At 71.4% G+C, this 15,329-nt stretch carries 19 protein-coding genes; 13 read left to right on the top strand and 6 right to left on the bottom strand.

Features of this window, described 5'->3' with window-relative positions; translation table 11 throughout:
• Window positions 1-2: 2 nt before the first annotated feature.
• Window positions 3-740, bottom strand: coding sequence for an oxygen-binding di-iron domain-containing protein (locus FHP08_RS13545; RefSeq protein WP_147705005.1), 738 nt, complete (start codon window positions 738-740; stop codon window positions 3-5).
• Window positions 741-844: 104 nt separating this feature from the next.
• Here FHP08_RS13545 and FHP08_RS13540 point away from each other — a divergent pair, with 104 nt between their 5' ends.
• Window positions 845-1,426: an RNA polymerase sigma factor gene (locus tag FHP08_RS13540; protein ID WP_147705004.1), complete on the top strand. Its 582-nt coding sequence runs from the start codon at window positions 845-847 to the stop codon at window positions 1,424-1,426.
• Window positions 1,423-2,019 (top strand): hypothetical protein, encoded by a 597-nt coding sequence (locus FHP08_RS13535; protein ID WP_147705003.1) that lies wholly within the window; start codon window positions 1,423-1,425, stop codon window positions 2,017-2,019. Before FHP08_RS13540 ends, FHP08_RS13535 begins: the two co-directional genes overlap by 4 nt.
• Here FHP08_RS13535 and FHP08_RS13530 read toward each other — a convergent pair.
• Window positions 1,983-2,240 (bottom strand): hypothetical protein, encoded by a 258-nt coding sequence (locus tag FHP08_RS13530; protein WP_147705002.1) that lies wholly within the window; start codon window positions 2,238-2,240, stop codon window positions 1,983-1,985. The genes FHP08_RS13535 and FHP08_RS13530 overlap by 37 nt on opposite strands.
• A 148-nt stretch (window positions 2,241-2,388) precedes the next feature.
• Between FHP08_RS13530 and FHP08_RS13525 the strand changes: the two genes are divergently transcribed.
• The 6 genes from FHP08_RS13525 (at window position 2,389) to FHP08_RS13500 (ending at window position 8,023) form a co-directional block, all read left to right on the top strand.
• Window positions 2,389-3,360, top strand: coding sequence for a quinone oxidoreductase family protein (locus FHP08_RS13525; RefSeq protein ID WP_147705001.1), 972 nt, complete (start codon window positions 2,389-2,391; stop codon window positions 3,358-3,360).
• 25 nt (window positions 3,361-3,385) lie between these two features.
• Window positions 3,386-4,891 (top strand): sensor histidine kinase, encoded by a 1,506-nt coding sequence (locus FHP08_RS13520; RefSeq protein WP_147705000.1) that lies wholly within the window; start codon window positions 3,386-3,388, stop codon window positions 4,889-4,891.
• Complete coding sequence (locus FHP08_RS13515; protein ID WP_147704999.1) at window positions 4,888-5,523, top strand: response regulator transcription factor; 636 nt, start codon at window positions 4,888-4,890, stop codon at window positions 5,521-5,523. The genes FHP08_RS13520 and FHP08_RS13515 overlap by 4 nt, the downstream gene beginning before the upstream one ends.
• Before the next feature lie 124 nt (window positions 5,524-5,647).
• Window positions 5,648-6,151, top strand: coding sequence for a GlcG/HbpS family heme-binding protein (locus FHP08_RS13510; protein WP_147704998.1), 504 nt, complete (start codon window positions 5,648-5,650; stop codon window positions 6,149-6,151).
• The gene (locus tag FHP08_RS13505; protein ID WP_225879137.1) at window positions 6,148-6,852 is read left to right on the top strand and encodes an ankyrin repeat domain-containing protein; all 705 of its coding nucleotides are present in this window, start codon (window positions 6,148-6,150) and stop codon (window positions 6,850-6,852) included. The genes FHP08_RS13510 and FHP08_RS13505 overlap by 4 nt, the downstream gene beginning before the upstream one ends.
• 46 nt (window positions 6,853-6,898) lie before the next feature.
• Window positions 6,899-8,023 carry an alpha/beta hydrolase gene (locus FHP08_RS13500; protein ID WP_147705153.1) on the top strand — a complete coding sequence of 375 codons (1,125 nt, stop codon included), beginning with the start codon at window positions 6,899-6,901 and terminating at the stop codon, window positions 8,021-8,023.
• Window positions 8,024-8,035: 12 nt separating this feature from the next.
• On the opposite strand, the gene FHP08_RS13495 is transcribed toward FHP08_RS13500, so the two are convergent.
• The 4 genes from FHP08_RS13495 to can form a co-directional block, all read right to left on the bottom strand.
• Window positions 8,036-8,620 (bottom strand): restriction endonuclease, encoded by a 585-nt coding sequence (locus FHP08_RS13495; RefSeq protein WP_147704997.1) that lies wholly within the window; start codon window positions 8,618-8,620, stop codon window positions 8,036-8,038.
• Between the two features lie 85 nt (window positions 8,621-8,705).
• The gene (locus FHP08_RS13490; protein WP_147704996.1) at window positions 8,706-9,377 is read right to left on the bottom strand and encodes a flavin reductase family protein; all 672 of its coding nucleotides are present in this window, start codon (window positions 9,375-9,377) and stop codon (window positions 8,706-8,708) included.
• A gap of 86 nt (window positions 9,378-9,463) precedes the next feature.
• On the bottom strand, window positions 9,464-10,720 hold the full coding sequence (locus FHP08_RS13485; protein WP_147704995.1) for a D-amino acid dehydrogenase: 1,257 nt from the start codon (window positions 10,718-10,720) through the stop codon (window positions 9,464-9,466).
• Window positions 10,720-11,379 carry a carbonate dehydratase gene (gene can / locus FHP08_RS13480; RefSeq protein WP_225879136.1) on the bottom strand — a complete coding sequence of 220 codons (660 nt, stop codon included), beginning with the start codon at window positions 11,377-11,379 and terminating at the stop codon, window positions 10,720-10,722. The genes FHP08_RS13485 and can overlap by 1 nt, the downstream gene beginning before the upstream one ends.
• 92 nt (window positions 11,380-11,471) lie before the next feature.
• Between can and FHP08_RS13475 the strand changes: the two genes are divergently transcribed.
• From FHP08_RS13475 to FHP08_RS13455, 5 genes are all read left to right on the top strand, one after another.
• The gene (locus tag FHP08_RS13475; protein WP_323808900.1) at window positions 11,472-12,518 is read left to right on the top strand and encodes an asparaginase; all 1,047 of its coding nucleotides are present in this window, start codon (window positions 11,472-11,474) and stop codon (window positions 12,516-12,518) included.
• Window positions 12,518-13,918 carry an amidase gene (locus FHP08_RS13470; protein ID WP_147704994.1) on the top strand — a complete coding sequence of 467 codons (1,401 nt, stop codon included), beginning with the start codon at window positions 12,518-12,520 and terminating at the stop codon, window positions 13,916-13,918. Before FHP08_RS13475 ends, FHP08_RS13470 begins: the two co-directional genes overlap by 1 nt.
• Window positions 13,919-14,013: 95 nt before the next feature.
• Window positions 14,014-14,610 (top strand): NnrU family protein, encoded by a 597-nt coding sequence (locus FHP08_RS13465; RefSeq protein WP_147704993.1) that lies wholly within the window; start codon window positions 14,014-14,016, stop codon window positions 14,608-14,610.
• Window positions 14,611-14,684: 74 nt separating this feature from the next.
• Window positions 14,685-14,981: a CopG family ribbon-helix-helix protein gene (locus FHP08_RS13460; protein WP_147704992.1), complete on the top strand. Its 297-nt coding sequence runs from the start codon at window positions 14,685-14,687 to the stop codon at window positions 14,979-14,981.
• 46 nt (window positions 14,982-15,027) lie between these two features.
• Window positions 15,028-15,315, top strand: a complete 288-nt coding sequence (locus FHP08_RS13455; protein ID WP_147704991.1) for a type II toxin-antitoxin system RelE/ParE family toxin — start codon at window positions 15,028-15,030, stop codon at window positions 15,313-15,315.
• Window positions 15,316-15,329 lie beyond the last annotated feature (14 nt).

The following is a 15,329-nucleotide window of genomic DNA, read 5'->3' as shown; positions in this document are numbered from 1 at the left end:
GCTCAACCGCCCGGCCTTCCCGCCACCGTCTCCGCCAGTCGATGCAGCAGCGCGGCGCCGTCACCGCGCCACGCGCTGCCGTGCATGCACGCCAGCGTGCGCGGATCCTCCGCGGCCAGCCGGCGCAGCGTGGCGCCGGTGTCGGGCGCGTGCGCGAAGTAGTCCATCGGCTGGCGGAAGGCCTCGCTGGGGCCGAGAATGTCGCCTTCGGTGAGCGCCGGCGCGCCGGCACCGGGCTGGGTGAACAGGTCGCCGCAGAAGAAGGTCTTCGTCAGCCGTTCCATCATCAGCCCGCAATCCCAGCCGTGCGGCACGTGCGGCGTGTCGAACCACTGGATCTCGCGGCGGCCCAGCGACAGCAGTTCGCCGTCGGCGAGGGCGCGCGGCGGGCGGTCGGCGAGATCGTTCATCGAGACCATCGCCGCCACCTGGCTGCACACCGGCACCGCCCCGGGGGCCGCCGCCAGCAGCAGGTTCAGCGAGCCGCATTCGTCGGCTTCGACGTGCGACAGGCCGACGTAGCGCAGCCGCTCGACCGGCATCACCGCAGCGATCGCCTCTCGCACAGGCCCGAAGAGCTGGCGCGGGCCGCTGTGGAACAGCAGGGGCGCGTCGTCGACGACCAGGTACTGGTTGAAGCTGAACCGCTGGCCGTCCGGCAGCGCGACCGGGGTGTTGATCCGGTAGATGCCGTCGGCGATCTCGTGAACCTTGGTATCGGACTGGGCGTTGGTGATCATGGGACCTCCCGTTGGTGGCCACGAATCTCGGTGGCTACGGGTTGTGTCGCGGACGGCGCCTGCGTTACAGCGATTTTTTCGCCGCGCGGGGCTATGCTTTCGCGATGGACACCGCGGACATTCTCCCCGAAGACGGGCCCGAGGCGGAGTTCGCGCGCCGCATCGCGGCCGGTTCGCCGGGAAGCGCGGTCGACGCCGAGGCCGGGCTCTACCGGCTGCTGGCCCCGCGCATTCGCCGCTACGGCCGGCGCCACCTGCGCGACGAGCACGCGGCCGAGGACCTGATGCAGCACGTGATGGCAATGACCATCGAGCAGCTGCGCGCCGGCGCGCTGCGCGAGCCCGGGCGGGTGGTGTCCTTCGTGTTCGGCGCCTGCCGCATGACGGTGATGCAGCACTTGCGCGGGCACCGGCGCCGCGACGAGCTGCTGCAGCGCTATGCCGGCGACGTGCCGATGGTGGACGTCCACGTCGCGCCGCGGCTCGACCACGAGCTCGTCGCGCAATGCCTGGAGCGCCTGCCCGAGCGCGAGCGCGCCGTGCTGGTGCTCAGTTTCTACGACGAGCAGCCGGCCGAGGAGGTCGGCCGCTCGCTCGGGCTGACGGCCGGCAACGTCCGGGTGATTCGTCACCGGGGCATCGACAAGCTGCGGCGCTGCGTCGCACGCGGCAGGAGGGCGGCATGACGGCGCGGGTGAAGGGTCACCTCGACTGGGACTCTCTCGTCGACTACTGGCTCGGCGACACCGACGCGGTGGCCAGCGAGGCGATCGACGAGCATCTGTTGCATTGCGACGCCTGCGGCGCGGTGTTCGACGAGATCGTCGCGCTGTCGCGCGGCGCGCGCGAGGCGTTTGCCCGCGGGGCCGTGCCGGCGGTGCTGACTTCCGGCTTCGTCGATCGATTGACGAGCGCGGGGCTGCGTGTGCGCTCGTACCGGGTGCCTCGCAACGGCAGCGTGCTGTGCTCGGTCGAGCCCGGGGACGATCTGATCGTGGCCTGCGTGGAGGCGCCGCTGGCGGGCGTCGAGCGCCTCGACGCGCTGCTCGCGTTGTCGGCCCCTCAGGACCATGGACAGCCGCCGCTCGCGCGTGAGGAGCGGTTGCGCGACATTCCGTTCGACGCGGCGGAAGGTGTCGTGCTGTTCTCGCCCAGACTCGCCGAGGTTCGACGGCTGCCCACGCACGAGCTCGTCATCCGCCTGCTGGCGGTGGACGCGGGCGGCGAGCGAGAGGTCGGCCACTACACATTCCGCCATCGAGCGCAGGCCCCGGCCTGACCCCTGGCCGACGCACCGGAACCGTTTCGACCCGTCGGTCGACAGTCAGCGTCCGCGCGATCGCTCGCGGCGGTCGTGACCACGACGACGCGCAGGTGGGTCTTGCTCTCGATTGCGCCGGCGGCGGTCATGCGGGTCGTGACCGCGCGACCGACCAGCCTCGTGCGGCCCCACTGCGGCACGATGCCGATCACCGCGCCGCGCAGGCCGGGCTTGTTCATCGCGTCGCTCAGGTTCGAGGTGGCCGGCCTCTCGAGCCGCCGGCGGTAGCGGGCATCGAGATCGGCGGCGGCTAGCCCGGCGCGATCGTCCGCTTTGTTGGATACTCGGGGATCCACGACACCACGCCTCGCCGCCATGACCGAGAGAATGAAAGCCGCAATCCGTGATGAACACGGCCTCGCCTTCGCCGAGCGCCCCCGCCCCGTCCCCGGCCCCGAGGAGGTGCTGGTCAAGGTGCACGCGATCGCGCTGAACCGCGCCGACCTTGGCGTGCTGGCCGGCCACATGCACGGCAGCATCGGCGGAGCCGGGACCGTGCTGTGCATGGAGTGGGCCGGCGAGGCGGTCGAGGTCGGCCCCGAAGTGAAGAACATCCGCATCGGAGACCGCATCATGGGTTCCGGCGCGGCCGCCGCCGCGGAGTACACGCTGGCCGATCGCGGCCGCGCCTACCCGATCCCCGCGGGGATGAGTTTCGAGCGGGCGGTCACGCTGCCGGTGGCGCTGCAGACCATGCACGACGCGGTGGTCGTCAACGGCCGGCTGAAGCCGGGCGAGTCGGTGCTGGTGATGGGCGCCTCGTCGGGCGTGGGCCTGATGGCGATGCTGATCGCGAAGAAGATGGGCGCGGGCCTGGTGGTGGGCACCTCGACCAACGCCCAGCGCCGGACGCGGCTCGGCGAATTCGGCGCCGACCTGGCGGTCGACACCTCCGATCCGGCCTGGCCCGAGCAGGTGCTGAAGGCCACCGGCGGCAAGGGCGTGGACCTGGTCATCGACCAGCTCTCGGGCGGCACGGTCAACGCGAGCATGAAGGCCGCCGCGGTGCTCGGGCGCATCGTCAACGTGGGCCGGCTGGCCGGCGCGCGGGCCGAGTTCGATTTCGACCTGCACGCGCTGAAACGCATCGACTACGTCGGCGTCACGCACCGCACGCGCAGCAACGAGGAGATCCGCGAGGAGTGCCGCAAGACCTGGGCCGATCTCGCCGCGGGCGTGACCGACGGCTCGCTTGCGCTGCCGATCTCGGCGACCTTCCCGTTCGCGCGGCTGGGCGACGCGTTCGCGATGATGCGGGCGAACGAGCACTTCGGGAAGATCGTGGTGACGATGGGCTGACGGGGGCCGACGCCAGGAGGCGAGAATGCCATTCGGCGCGGGCTCGCGCCTGGTCGGCGCGTTGGTGGCGCTGCTCCTTGCCTCGATCGGGACCGCGTGGATCGTCGCAGCCGGCATCGCGCGGCATCGCGATGCCTTCGAGACCGACGCCCGCATCGCACACCGCCTGCTGAGTCAGCGGGCCGTTCAGAACGACGCCATCCTCGCCACGCTGGCGCTGCTTCAACCGGGCGGCACCGACGGTCCGGCCACGAGGCCCGAGCAGCGTCTGCCGGCCTTGTATCCGCAAGTGCTGGCGGTTGCGAGCCGGGGCCGCGACGCGCAGTGGCCGACCGCGTCGCTGCAGGAAGCGGACGAGGCATCGCGCCGGCTCGGCCGCGCGTTGCTTGCCGAGGCGAACCTGCCGAGCGGCAGGTACACGCTGGTGCGCGCTGCCGACCCGTCCAGCTACGCGCTGCGGATCGATGCGAGCCGGCTCGCCGAGGATGGCGAGTGGCCGCTGTCCTTCGATGCTCCGGTGCGCCTGGCGCTGCATCTTGGCGATCAGGCATACCTCGTGAATGCCGGCGGGAATTCCGGATCGGCGGGGGGCGGCTTCTGGCAGTTCGACTTTCGCAAGCGGCTCGCCTCCGACAGCCAGCCCTTCGAGATGGTCGCCACGCGAACCCTCCGTTGGGCCGAGGCGCCGTGGGCCGCGATCGGCATGTGGTGGCTCGCGATCGCGGCCGCGTGGGCGTCCATGCAGGCCTGGCGACGGCAGCGCGCCGCCCGCCGACGGGCCGAGGAGTTGCTGAGGCTGGGACAGCTCGGCCGCCTGAACGCGCTCGGCGAGCTGGCCGCCGGCCTGGCTCATGAACTCAACCAGCCGTTGACCGCGCTGATGGCGGGCACCCAGGCGGCCCGGCGCCTGCTCGCCGAGGATCCCCCGGACCTCGACACCGCGAGCGCGGCGATGGCGCAGGCGGTCCAGCAGGCGCGGCGGGCGGGCGACGTCGTCGGGCGACTGCGCCGGATGATCCAGCGCCCGGATGCCTCGGCCCAGCCCGAGGCGCTGTCGCTGCCCCATCTGGTGCGCGAGGTCATGCACCTGCTCGAGCCCGAGTGCGCCCGGCGCGGCGTCACGGTGCGATGGCGCCTGGCCGCCGAGCCGCTTTTCGTTCTGGCCGACCGGGTGGCGCTGGAGCAGATCGTCCACAATCTCGTCATGAATGCACTGCAGGCGATGGAGCGTGTGCCGACCGGCCGGCGCGAGCTCGCGCTCGAGGTCGCGCCGGAGCGCGAAGGGCGCGGCGACCGCACTGCGGTCTTGCGGGTCCTCGACACCGGACCGGGCATTCCGGCCGAGGCACTGGGCAGGGTGTTCGAGCCGTTCTTCACCACCCGGGAGGGCGGCCTCGGGCTCGGCCTCAGCCTGTGCGAGACCTTGGCCACCGGCATGGGCGGGTCGCTGGTCTGCATGGCCGAGCCGCGGTCAGGCGCCGAGTTCAGGCTGTCGCTGCCCGCAGTCGATGCGCCGGAGGGGGCCCGTTGAACAATGTGCCGGTCATCCATGTCATCGACGACGACACGGCCGTCCGCGACAGCCTTGCACTGTTGATCGGGACCGTGGGTCTCAAGACGCGGATCTGGTCGGATCCGCAGGCCTTTCTCGACGGTTTCGACCGCGAAAGCGTCGGCGCGATCCTGCTCGACGCGCGGATGCCGGGGCTGGGCGGCATCGCGGTCCTCGAGCGCTTGGCCGCAGAGGGGGCGGACCAGCCGGTGGTCATGTTGACCGGGCATGGCACGGTCGAGCTGTGCCGCCGCGCGTTCAAGTCCGGTGTGTCCGAGTTTCTCGAGAAGCCGGTCGACGACGAGCAGCTGCTCGAGGCGCTGCAGAACGCAGTGCGCGCGCATGTGAAGTCGCGCAAACGCCGCCAGGCCGACCTTGCTGCGCGACAGCGCTTCGCACGGCTGTCGCCCCGCGAGCGGGAGGTGCTTGCGCAGATCATGGCGGGCCTGACGAACAAGGAGATCGCGCGAGTGATGGACCTGAGCCCGCGGACCGTCGAGACGCACCGCGCCAACCTCTTCGAGAAGCTCCAGTCAGGGTCGCTGGCGCAGTTGATCCGGGACTACGCGCAGCTGGTCGAGCCTTCCGGCGACGGGGACGCCGGTGCCTGAGCGCGCACCCGTTCCGTAATCCTACGGAGGCCGGCGGGTAGCGGCACGAATGTTCGCCGAGCCGCAGATTCCCGAGAATCCGGACGTCGCCTCCCCGAGGCACCGATGACCGGAGTGAAGAACGATGAACATCAGAAGCCCAGCAATGCGTGCGGCAATCCTCACCGCTCTGCTGACCGCGACCGGCCTTTCGCAGGGTCAGCCGGTGCGCACTGAGCGGAACATGTCCCTCGAGCTCGCGGGCCAGCTCGCCGCGGAGACCGTCGCGGCCTGTCATGCGGGCGGATACGCGGTCGCGGTCACGGTGGTCGACCGGGCCGGCAGCGTGCGCGCGGTGCTGCGCGCCGACAATGCCGGCCCCCACACGCTCGCGGCCAGCCAGCAAAAGGCCTTCACCGCTGCCTCGGCGAAGAACCGCACGCTGGCGATGATGGAGACTGCGCAGAGCAACGCGGCGGCGGCCAACCTCGTCCACATCCCCGGTTTCCTGCTGCTCGGGGGTGGCGTTCCGGTCAAGGCCGGCGGCGAGGTGATCGGCGCCATCGGCGTCGGCGGCGCGCCCGGCGGGCACCTCGACGAGCAGTGCGCGCTTGCCGCGCTCGACAAGGCGAAGGACCGCCTGCAGTGAGCGCGCGCCGGTTCCTTGCCGCAGTCGCAGTGGCCGTTTGCGCCGCCGCAGCCGTGGAGGCGGCGGCCCAGGTCGCACCGAGCGTGACCGAGATTGCCGGTTACATGGGCCTCCACGCCGCTGCGCATCGTGGCGATGTGGCAGAGATCGAGCGTCTGGCCGCCGCCGATGCGCGGCGGCTGGAGGCGCGCGACGCACGGGGCCGGACGCCGCTTCACGTCGCGGCCTTCGCGGGGCAGCGTGAGGCGATCCGCGCGCTGGCCCGCGCCGGTGCCGACCTCGGCGCTCTCGACGACGACCGGTACGACGCGGTCACGATCGCCGCGGTGGCCGACGACGCGCCGACGCTGCGCGTCCTGCTTTCGCTCGGCGCGAGCGCAGGCCTGGTGACCAGCCGGTACGACGGGACTGCGCTGATTGCCGCCGCCCACCTCGGTCACGACGGCATCGTCCGGCAGCTGATCGCGGCCGGGGCGCCGCTCGATCACGTGAACAACCTGCACTGGACAGCGGTCATCGAGGCCATCGTCCTCGGCGACGGCGGACCGCGTCACCAGGCGACGCTCCGGGCGCTGGTCGACGCCGGCGCCGACGTCTGCCTGGCGGACCGGGAAGGCCGCCGGCCGCTCGAGCTGGCCGTGGCACGCGGATACTCGAACATGGCCGCCGTAGTCGAGGCGGGTTCGACGCGCTGCCGGTGACGCGTTTCGGCTACCCTGCGGGATGACCCTCCGCAGAGCGACGACGATGCTTGCCGACCTTTCCCTGCCCCCCGGAATCCGCTCCCGCCAGATCCCCGGCATCAACGGCCTGGACATGCATGTCCTGGAGGCCGGTCACGACGACCCCGGCCGGCCGCTGCTGCTGCTGCTCCACGGTTTCCCCGAGCTCGCGTACAGCTGGCGCAAGATCATGCCGGCCCTCGCGCAGGCCGGCTATCACGTGGTGGCGCCGGACCAGCGCGGCTACGGCCGCACCACCGGCTGGGACTCCGACTACGACGGCGACCTGGCCGCCTTCTCGATGCCTTCGCTGGTGCGCGATGCGCTGGCGCTGGTCTACGCGCTCGGCCATCGCTCGGCGGCCGCGGTGATCGGCCACGACTTCGGCTCGCCGGTGGCGGCCTGGTGCGCGCTGGTCCGACCCGACGTGTTCCGTGCGGTGGCGATGATGAGCGCGCCCTTCGCCGGGCCGCCCGCCCTGCCCTTCGCGCCGGCCGATGCGCGCATCCACGAGGAACTGGCCGCGCTCGACCCGCCGCGCAAGCACTACCAGTGGTACTACGCCACGCGCGAGGCCGATGCCGACATGTGGCGCTGCCCGCAGGGCCTGCACGACTTCCTGCGCGCCTACTACCACGTCAAGAGCGCCGACTGGCCGGGCAACCGGCCCTACCCGCTCGAGGCCTGGACCGCGGCCGAGCTGGCGAAGCTGCCGACCTACTACGTGATGGACGCGCGGCAGGACATGGCCGCCGCCGTTGCGCCGGAGATGCCCTCACGAGAGCAGATCGCTGCCAGCCGCTGGCTGCCCGACGAGGAGCTGCGCGTCTACAGCAGCGAATACGGGCGCACCGGCTTCCAGGGTGGGCTGCAGTGGTACCGCTGCGCGATCTCCGATCGCTTCAACGCCGAGCTCTCGCTCTACGCGGGCCGGACGATCGACGTGCCCTCGTGCTTCATCGCGGGTGCGGCCGACTGGGGCATCCGCCAGCGCCCCGGCGCGCTGGAGGCGATGCAGCGAAAGGCCTGCACGCGGATGCTCGGTTGCCATCTGGTGGAGGGCGCCGGCCACTGGGTGCAGCAGGAGCAACCGGAAGAGACCGCGCGGCTGCTGCTCGAGTTCGTCGGAAAGGCGGCGAACGCGGGCTGACCGCCCGCGCCGTCAGCCGGCGCGCCCTTTCCTGCCCGCGTCGACCAGCTTCGCCAGCTCGGCGCCGGCCAGCATCCGGATGCCGTTGCCGCGCGCGAACTGCGCGGCCTTCTCGGTGACCTCGCCGATCGTCACGAAGACCGCGTCGTGCGTGTCGCGTTTCTCGCGCAGCGCCTGCAGCTCGCGCAGCGGCTCCAGACCCAGCTTGGCGCCCTTCCATCGGCGCGCGGCCACCACCGCGGTGCGGCCGGACTTGACGGTCAGGAAGTCGGCGCCGCCGTCGATGCGTTCGACCGTGTAGCCGTCGGCGCGCAGGCCGGCCTCGAAGGTGGCGGCAAAGTCGGCCCAGGACATCTCGCCCGCCGCCTCGAGCGTCTTCGCCACCCTGGCCGGGCTCGGCGCGCGCAACTGCTTCCACGCCGCCATCGCCGAGATGACGAAGAAGGGCAGCGAGCCGAACGCGCCCACGATGAAGTACTTGTCCGGAAGGATCGCCTTGGCGGCGAGCACGAAGGCCAAGCCGACCGCAGCGCTGATCCACCACGACGAGCGCAGCAGGATCGCGAACAGCGAGTTCTCGGCCATCTTGAACTTCATCGGGCGGGTCCTTCGGTGCGTCCGGGGTGGTCGTGGCATGCTGCCTGCGGCAGCAGCCGTGCTGAGATTTCCATGCGGCGATCCGTCAGTCGTTCGGCCCGTCGGCGCGCAGCACCGTCTCGATCTCGCGGATCTTCACGTACCAGGCGCGGCCCAGGCGGCCTACCGGGCGCAGCGACTCGACCCGCATCGGGTCGACGCGGTGGTTCATCCCCTTGTACTCGCCCAGGTAGATGCGCCGGTCCACATGGGTGCGCACCACGCGGCCCATGACCCAGTGGTGGTTGCCGATCTCCACGATCTGGTGGAGCACGCATTCGAAGGCCACCGGCGAACCGAGCACGCGGGGCGGGCGCACCGATTCCGAGGCCACCGGCTCGAGGCCGGCGTGCGCGAACTCGTCCTCGCCCGGGGGCAGGTTGGTCGAGGTCTTCACCATCGGCTCGAGCAGGGTCTCGGGCACCATGTTGATCACCATCTCGCCGGTGGCTCGGATGTTGTCCAGGGTGTCCTTGTACTGCGCGCCGCCGCTCGCCGCGGTCTTCGGGCGCGGGCCCACCGCGAAGCCCAGCACGGGCGGGTGCGCGCTGCACACGTTGAAGAAGCTGTAGGGCGCCAGATTGGCGCGGCCCTGCTCGTCCGCGGTGGCGACCCAGGCGATGGGGCGCGGCGCGATCGAGTCGCGCAGCAGCAAGTACATCTCGTCGCGGCCGAGGTCATCGGTGGCGAGGCTCAGCGTGTCGGGTGCGTCGGTCATGGCGTCTGGAGCTCCGGAAGGCTCGGCAGTTTACAAAGAACCAGTAACTTTCCTGATTTCCCAACAAACGGGTGCTGCGAGACTCTTCAAGCTGCGGGCCAGCCGACTTCGGGCCGCCGGCCGCCCAGCATGTCCGCCAGCACCCGTCCCGAACCGCAGGCCAGGGTCCAGCCCAGCGTGCCGTGCCCGGTGTTCAGATGCAGGTTCGTGTAGCGGGTCGGGCCCAGGCAGGGCAGGTTGGACGGCGTGGCCGGGCGCAGGCCGCTCCAGAACTCGGCACGATCGACGTCGCCGGCGCCGGGAAAGAGCTGCCGGGTCCGCGCGAGGATCCCTTCGCACCGGCGGCGGTTCAGCGCGCGGTCCCAGCCGGACAGCTCCGCCGTGCCGGCGACGCGCAGCCGGTCGCCCAGCCGCGAGAACACCAGCTTGTGCGCGTCGTCGGTCAACGAGGCCTGCCAGGCCTTGTCCGGGTCGGCCACCGGCATCGTGACCGAGTAGCCCTTGGCCGGGTACACGTTGAGCCGGATGCCGAGCGGGGCGGCCAGCAGCGGGCTCCAGCTGCCCGCCGCGAGCACCCAGTGGTCCGCCTCGAGGCGCGTGTAGCGGCCGTCGGGGCCGATCGCCTCGACGTGGTCGATGCGGTTGCGCGACGCCGGTCTCAGGGCCGTTACCTGATGGCCGTGCAGGAAGCGAACGCCGGCCGATTCGCAGCGCCGTGCCAGCTCGATCGTGAAGCGGTGCGCGTCGCCGGATTCGTCATCGGGCGAGAAGGTGGCGCCGGCCAGCGCCGTGCCGATCGAGGCCAGCGCCGGCTCGATGCGCACCGCCTCCTGCGCGTCGACGATGCGGCGCTCGCAACCGAGCTCGGTCATCAGCCGGGCCGGCTCGCGGGCGGCCTCGAACTCCGCGGCGTCGGTGTAGAAGTGCACGATGCCGCGGGTCTGCGCCTGGTAGTCGATGCCGGTTTCCTCGCGCAGCGCGCGCAGGCAGTCGCGGCCGTACACGCCCAGGGATACGAGCCGGCGGATGTTCTCGCGGGTGCGCGCGGCGGTGCACTCGCGCAGGAAGGCCGCCAGCCACCACCATTGCCGCCAGTCGGCCCGAGGGCGGAACAGCAACGGGGCGTCGGCCTGCGCGAGCCACTTCAGCACCTTCAGCGGCGCCTGCGGGTTGGCCCAGGGCTCGGAGTGGCTGACCGCGATCTGGCCGCCGTTGGCGAAGCTGGTCTCGCAGGCGGGACCGGCCTGCCGGTCGACCACCGTGACCTCGAAGCCCGCGCGCGCGAGGTACCAGGCCGACGCCACGCCGACCACGCCCGCGCCGATGACGGTGACGCGCGCCATCAGTCCAGGGCCCGCAGCGCCACCTCGTAGGCCTGCTCGAGCTCCTTGAGCGACGCGGCGGTCATGCCGAGGTCGCGCAGCAGCCCGTCCTTCAGGCCGTAGATCCAGCCGTGCAGCGTGAGCGGCTGCCTGCGCTCCCAGGCGTCGAGCACGATGGTGGTGCGCGCCACGTTGCGGACCTGCTCGATGACGTTGAGCTCGCAGAGCCGGTCGACCTGGTGCGACTCGTGGTACAGCGGGCGGATCCTCGCCGGATGCCGCTCCCGCACGTCCTGCACGTTTCGCAGCCAGTTGTCGACCAGGCCGACCCGGTCCTGGCGCAGCACCGCGCGAACGCCGCCGCAGCCATAGTGGCCCACGACCATGATGTGCTCGACCTTGAGCACCTCGACCGCGAACTGCATGACCGACAGGCAGTTCAGGTCGCTGTAGGCGACCACGTTGGCCACGTTGCGGTGGACGAAGACCTCCCCCGGCGGCAGGCCGATGATCTCGTTGGCCGGCACGCGGCTGTCGGAGCAGCCGATCCACAGGTAGCGCGGCGACTGCTGGCGCGAGAGCTTCGCGAAGAACTCCGGATCCTCCTCGGAGATTCGCTTGGCCCAGGCGCGGTTGTTGGCGAAGAGGTCCTTCAGGACGCGCACGGTGGTTCCGGTCAATGGCGGACGAGCCACGATTATCGCATCGGCCGCTTCGAGTAAGATCGACCCGCGCCCTTCCCCGCGCGAGCGCCTCCCGCCCCCGAGCCCGCATGTCACCGATGCACGAGATCCTCGTCGAGACCACCCGAGGGGGCCTGCCCGGCCAGGGCGAGCACGTCGAGAACCGGCACGCCGGCTCGGTGGCGGTGGTCGACGCCTCGGGCCGACTGGTGGCCAGCGCAGGCGATCCCGACTTCGTGTCGTTCACCCGCTCCACGATCAAGCCCTTCCAGGCCCTGCCCTTCGTGCTGGCCGGCGGGCCGAAGCGGCTGGGTTTCGGGCCGCGCGAGCTGGCCCTGATGTGCGCGAGTCATTCGGCCGAGCCGATGCACCTGGCGGTGGTCGCCGGCATGCTGGAGCGCGCAGGCGCGTCGCCGGCCAGGCTGCAGTGCGGCTGCCACGTGCCGCTGCGCTTCGCGGCCACCGGCGCGAGCCCTCCGCCCGACGAACGCTTCACCGAGGTCGAGAACAACTGCTCGGGCAAGCACGCGGGCTTCCTGGCCTGGTGCGCCTTGCACGGCGCGCCGATGGACGGCTACCTCGGCTTCGATCACCCGCTGCAGCGCGCGATCCGCGAGCGGCTTTCGCAAGCCTGCGAGGTGCCCGACGGCGCAATGCGTTCGGGCATCGACGGCTGCTCGGCGCCCAATCACGCGATCCCGCTGCGCTCGCTGGCGCTGGGCTACGCGCGGCTGGGGCGGGGCGCCGACGGCGACGGGGCGCTCGCGCCCGCGCTCGGCGAGCTGTCGGCCGCGATGTTCGCGCATCCGGAACTGGTGTCAGGCACCGGTCGGCAGGATCTGGCGATCATGCGCGCCGCGCCCGGCGAATGGATCGCCAAGGCCGGCGCCGATGGCGTGCAGGCGATCGCGGTGCGGTCGGCCGGGCTCGGCATTGCGGTCAAGATCACGGACGGCAATGCGCGCGCCGCCGTGACCGCGGCGATCGCCGTGCTCGATGCACTCGGGTTGACGAGTGCCGTGCAGCGCGAGGCACTCGCGCCGCTTGCACGGCCGGAGATCCGCAACGCGCGGGGGCTGAGGGTGGGGGAGGCGCGGTCGGTGGCCGTGCTGAACGCGCCGCGGTCTTCGCCATGATGCCGGCCGGGCTCCCGTTCGCCACGATCACCGGGCTGGCCGCCGCGTATCGTCGTCGCGAGCTTTCGCCGGTCGAGGTCACGCAGGCAATGCTGGGCCGGATCGAGCAGCTCGACCCGGCGTTGCGCAGCTTCGTCACCGTCACGCCCGAGATCGCGCTTGCGCAGGCGCGCAAGGCCGAGGCCGAGATCGCGCGCGGCGCGCAGCGCGGCCCGATCCATGGCGTGCCGATCGGCTTGAAGGACCTCTGCGACACCCGCGGTGTGCGCACCACCTGGGGCACGATGATCCAGGCCGATCGCGTGCCGGCCGCCGACGCGACGGTGGTTGCAAAGCTGTTCGACGCCGGCGCGATCATGCTCGGCAAGCTGAAGATGACCGAGGGCGCGTTTGCCGCACACCATCCGGCGGTGGCCGCGCCGGTCAATCCCTGGCATGCCGATCACTGGACCGGGATCTCGTCGAGCGGATCGGGCGTGGCCGTGGCGGCAGGCCTGTGCTTCGGCGCGATTGGCAGCGACACCGGCGGCTCGATCCGCCTGCCCTCGGGCGCGAACGGCGTCACCGGACTCAAGCCGACCTGGGGCCGGGTCAGCCGGCACGGGGTGAGGCCGCTGGCCGACAGCCTCGATCACCTGGGGCCGATGACCCGCTCGGCGGGCGATGCCGGCGTGATGTTCGCGGTGATGGCGGGACCCGACCCCTGCGACCCGACCACGCTCGACGCGGCGGTGCCCGACTGCCTGGCGCACATGGACGCCGGCGTCAGGGGTCTTCGGATCGGCATCGACCCGTCCTGGGTCCACGACGGATGCCTGCCGGAGACTGCCCGGGTGATCGGCGAGGCACGCAATGTCTTCGCGGAACTCGGCGCCGCCATCATCGAGCTCGCGATGCCGGACCGCACCCGGGCGATGAGCGAAGCCTGGACGCAGCTGTGCGCGGCCGAGGCGGCTGTCGCGCATGAGGCGTGGTTCCCGGCCCGCAGGAGCGAATACGGCAAGGTGCTCGCGGGGCTGCTCGACAAGGGGCGGGCGGTTGGCGGAATCGAGATCGCGCGGATCCTGCAGGACCGGCTCGTGTTCGCCGGCGAATTGCGTACGCTGTTCGCCGACGTCGACCTGCTGCTGTGCCCGGTGCACCCCTTCGGCAATCCCACCGCCCCGGAGCTGCTGTCCATCCTCAGGCAGCCCGGCGGGGGCGATGCGATGCTGCGCTACACCGCGCCCTTCGACATGTCGGGCAGCCCGACGATCACGCTGCCGGGCGGCTTCGACGATCGCGGAATGCCCGTGGGATTCCAGCTGGTCGGCCGCCATCTCGACGAGGCCCTGCTGGTGCGGGCCGGGCACGCCTTCCAGCGCGCGACCGATTGGCACCTCCGCCATCCGGCGCTCTGACGCATGACCCCGCGCGCCCGCCCGGTACTGCCCGAGTGGGCGCGCCTCGCGGCATCATCGGGTTCCCGCGCACGCGCCATCCTCCCGGAATCGAGATGACTCTGCTGATCCTTGGCCTCATCCTGTTCCTCGCCCCTCACTCGGTGCGCATCGTGGCCGACGCCTGGCGCGGCGCCCAGGTCGCGCGCATCGGCCTGCCGGCCTGGAAGGGCCTCTATTCGGCGGTCTCGATCGTCGGCCTCGCGCTGATCGTCTGGGGCTACGGCATTGCCCGCACCGCACCCATCGATGTCTGGAACCCGCCGGTGTTCACCCGCCACCTGGCTTCGCTGTTCACGCTGGCGGCCTTCGTGCTGTTGGTGGCGGCCTACGTGCCTCGCAACCGGATCAAGGCGGCAATCGGCCATCCGATGGTGGCTGGCGTCAAGCTCTGGGCCTTCGCCCACCTGCTGGCCAATGGCACGGTGGCCGACCTGCTGCTGTTCGGATCCTTCCTGGTCTGGGCCATCCTCGACTTCCGGTCGGCGCGCCGGCGGGACAGGTCGGTCGGCGCTGCGCGGGCCGGGGTCTCGCTCGACGCGTCGCCGAGCCTGGCCGCCGATGTCGTCGTGGTCCTGGTCGGCATCGGCGTCTGGGCCTTGTTCGCCTTCCAGTTGCACGGCTGGTTGTTCGGGGTTCGGCCGTTCGGGTGAGGCCAATGGCCGATTCACCGGCTTCGGAATCCGGTGATACCTTGGTGTCACCCGAATGCCGTCCGGAGCCGGCCATGTCCACCACCACGCTGAAGCTTCCCGACGAACTCAAGGCCCGCATCGCGCCGCTGGCCGCCTCTGCCGGCAAGACTCCGCATGCGTGGATGATCGAGGCCCTGCAGGCGCAGGTGGCGCTTGCGGATCTCCGTCAGGCCTTCGTCCGAGAGGCTCGGCAGCGCGCTGCCGAGGTCGATGCGGGCGGCCCGCTGTTCGCGATGGACGACGTTGCGGCCTACCTGAGAGCGCGTCGGGCCGGCGGCACGGTCGAGCGACCTGCGTCGGTCGATGCCCGTTCCAGTCGGGGTCGTTGAGGCCGGCCGGTCGCTCGCCGCTGCCGCAACCTCGCCGACCCGGCCCATGCCCCGCGTGCTGCTCGTCCCCGGGGCGCTCGAAGACCTCGAGCGAATCCAGGATTTCCTTGGCGAGCATCCGCCGGAGCGAGCCGCGGAAGCGCTCGAAGTCATCCTCGACGCCCTTTCCATCCTCGAGCGCCATCCCGCAATCGGATGGCCGGTCGACGGTACGTTGAGGGAACTGGTGATCTCTTTCGGCGCAACCGGCTACGTTGCGCTGTATCGCGTGCGTCCGTCCGGAATGGTCGAGGTGCGGGCGGTGCGCCCCCAAAGGGAGGCCGGATATGGGTAGGCTACGTCGGACCT

The sequence above is a fragment of the Zeimonas arvi genome, from assembly GCF_008039575.1.
Lineage (GTDB): Bacteria > Pseudomonadota > Gammaproteobacteria > Burkholderiales > Burkholderiaceae_E > Zeimonas > Zeimonas arvi.
This window is presented reverse-complemented; position numbering and strand designations above follow the sequence as displayed.

Bases quoted from the DNA above. Each gene is read 5' to 3' on its own strand.
- FHP08_RS13485 (WP_147704995.1), bottom strand. From the start codon at position 10,720: ATGGCGCGCGTCACCGTCATCGGCGCGGGCGTGGTCGGCGTGGCGTCG.
- FHP08_RS13545 (WP_147705005.1), bottom strand. From the start codon at position 740: ATGATCACCAACGCCCAGTCCGATACCAAGGTTCACGAGATCGCCGAC.
- FHP08_RS13540 (WP_147705004.1), top strand. From the start codon at position 845: ATGGACACCGCGGACATTCTCCCCGAAGACGGGCCCGAGGCGGAGTTC.
- FHP08_RS13490 (WP_147704996.1), bottom strand. From the start codon at position 9,377: ATGACCGACGCACCCGACACGCTGAGCCTCGCCACCGATGACCTCGGC.
- FHP08_RS13465 (WP_147704993.1), top strand. From the start codon at position 14,014: ATGACTCTGCTGATCCTTGGCCTCATCCTGTTCCTCGCCCCTCACTCG.
- FHP08_RS13520 (WP_147705000.1), top strand. From the start codon at position 3,386: ATGCCATTCGGCGCGGGCTCGCGCCTGGTCGGCGCGTTGGTGGCGCTG.
- FHP08_RS13530 (WP_147705002.1), bottom strand. From the start codon at position 2,240: ATGAACAAGCCCGGCCTGCGCGGCGCGGTGATCGGCATCGTGCCGCAG.
- FHP08_RS13455 (WP_147704991.1), top strand. From the start codon at position 15,028: ATGCCCCGCGTGCTGCTCGTCCCCGGGGCGCTCGAAGACCTCGAGCGA.
- FHP08_RS13470 (WP_147704994.1), top strand. From the start codon at position 12,518: ATGCCGGCCGGGCTCCCGTTCGCCACGATCACCGGGCTGGCCGCCGCG.
- FHP08_RS13535 (WP_147705003.1), top strand. From the start codon at position 1,423: ATGACGGCGCGGGTGAAGGGTCACCTCGACTGGGACTCTCTCGTCGAC.
- FHP08_RS13510 (WP_147704998.1), top strand. From the start codon at position 5,648: ATGAACATCAGAAGCCCAGCAATGCGTGCGGCAATCCTCACCGCTCTG.
- FHP08_RS13495 (WP_147704997.1), bottom strand. From the start codon at position 8,620: ATGAAGTTCAAGATGGCCGAGAACTCGCTGTTCGCGATCCTGCTGCGC.
- FHP08_RS13475 (WP_323808900.1), top strand. From the start codon at position 11,472: ATGTCACCGATGCACGAGATCCTCGTCGAGACCACCCGAGGGGGCCTG.
- FHP08_RS13500 (WP_147705153.1), top strand. From the start codon at position 6,899: ATGCTTGCCGACCTTTCCCTGCCCCCCGGAATCCGCTCCCGCCAGATC.
- FHP08_RS13525 (WP_147705001.1), top strand. From the start codon at position 2,389: ATGAAAGCCGCAATCCGTGATGAACACGGCCTCGCCTTCGCCGAGCGC.
- FHP08_RS13460 (WP_147704992.1), top strand. From the start codon at position 14,685: ATGTCCACCACCACGCTGAAGCTTCCCGACGAACTCAAGGCCCGCATC.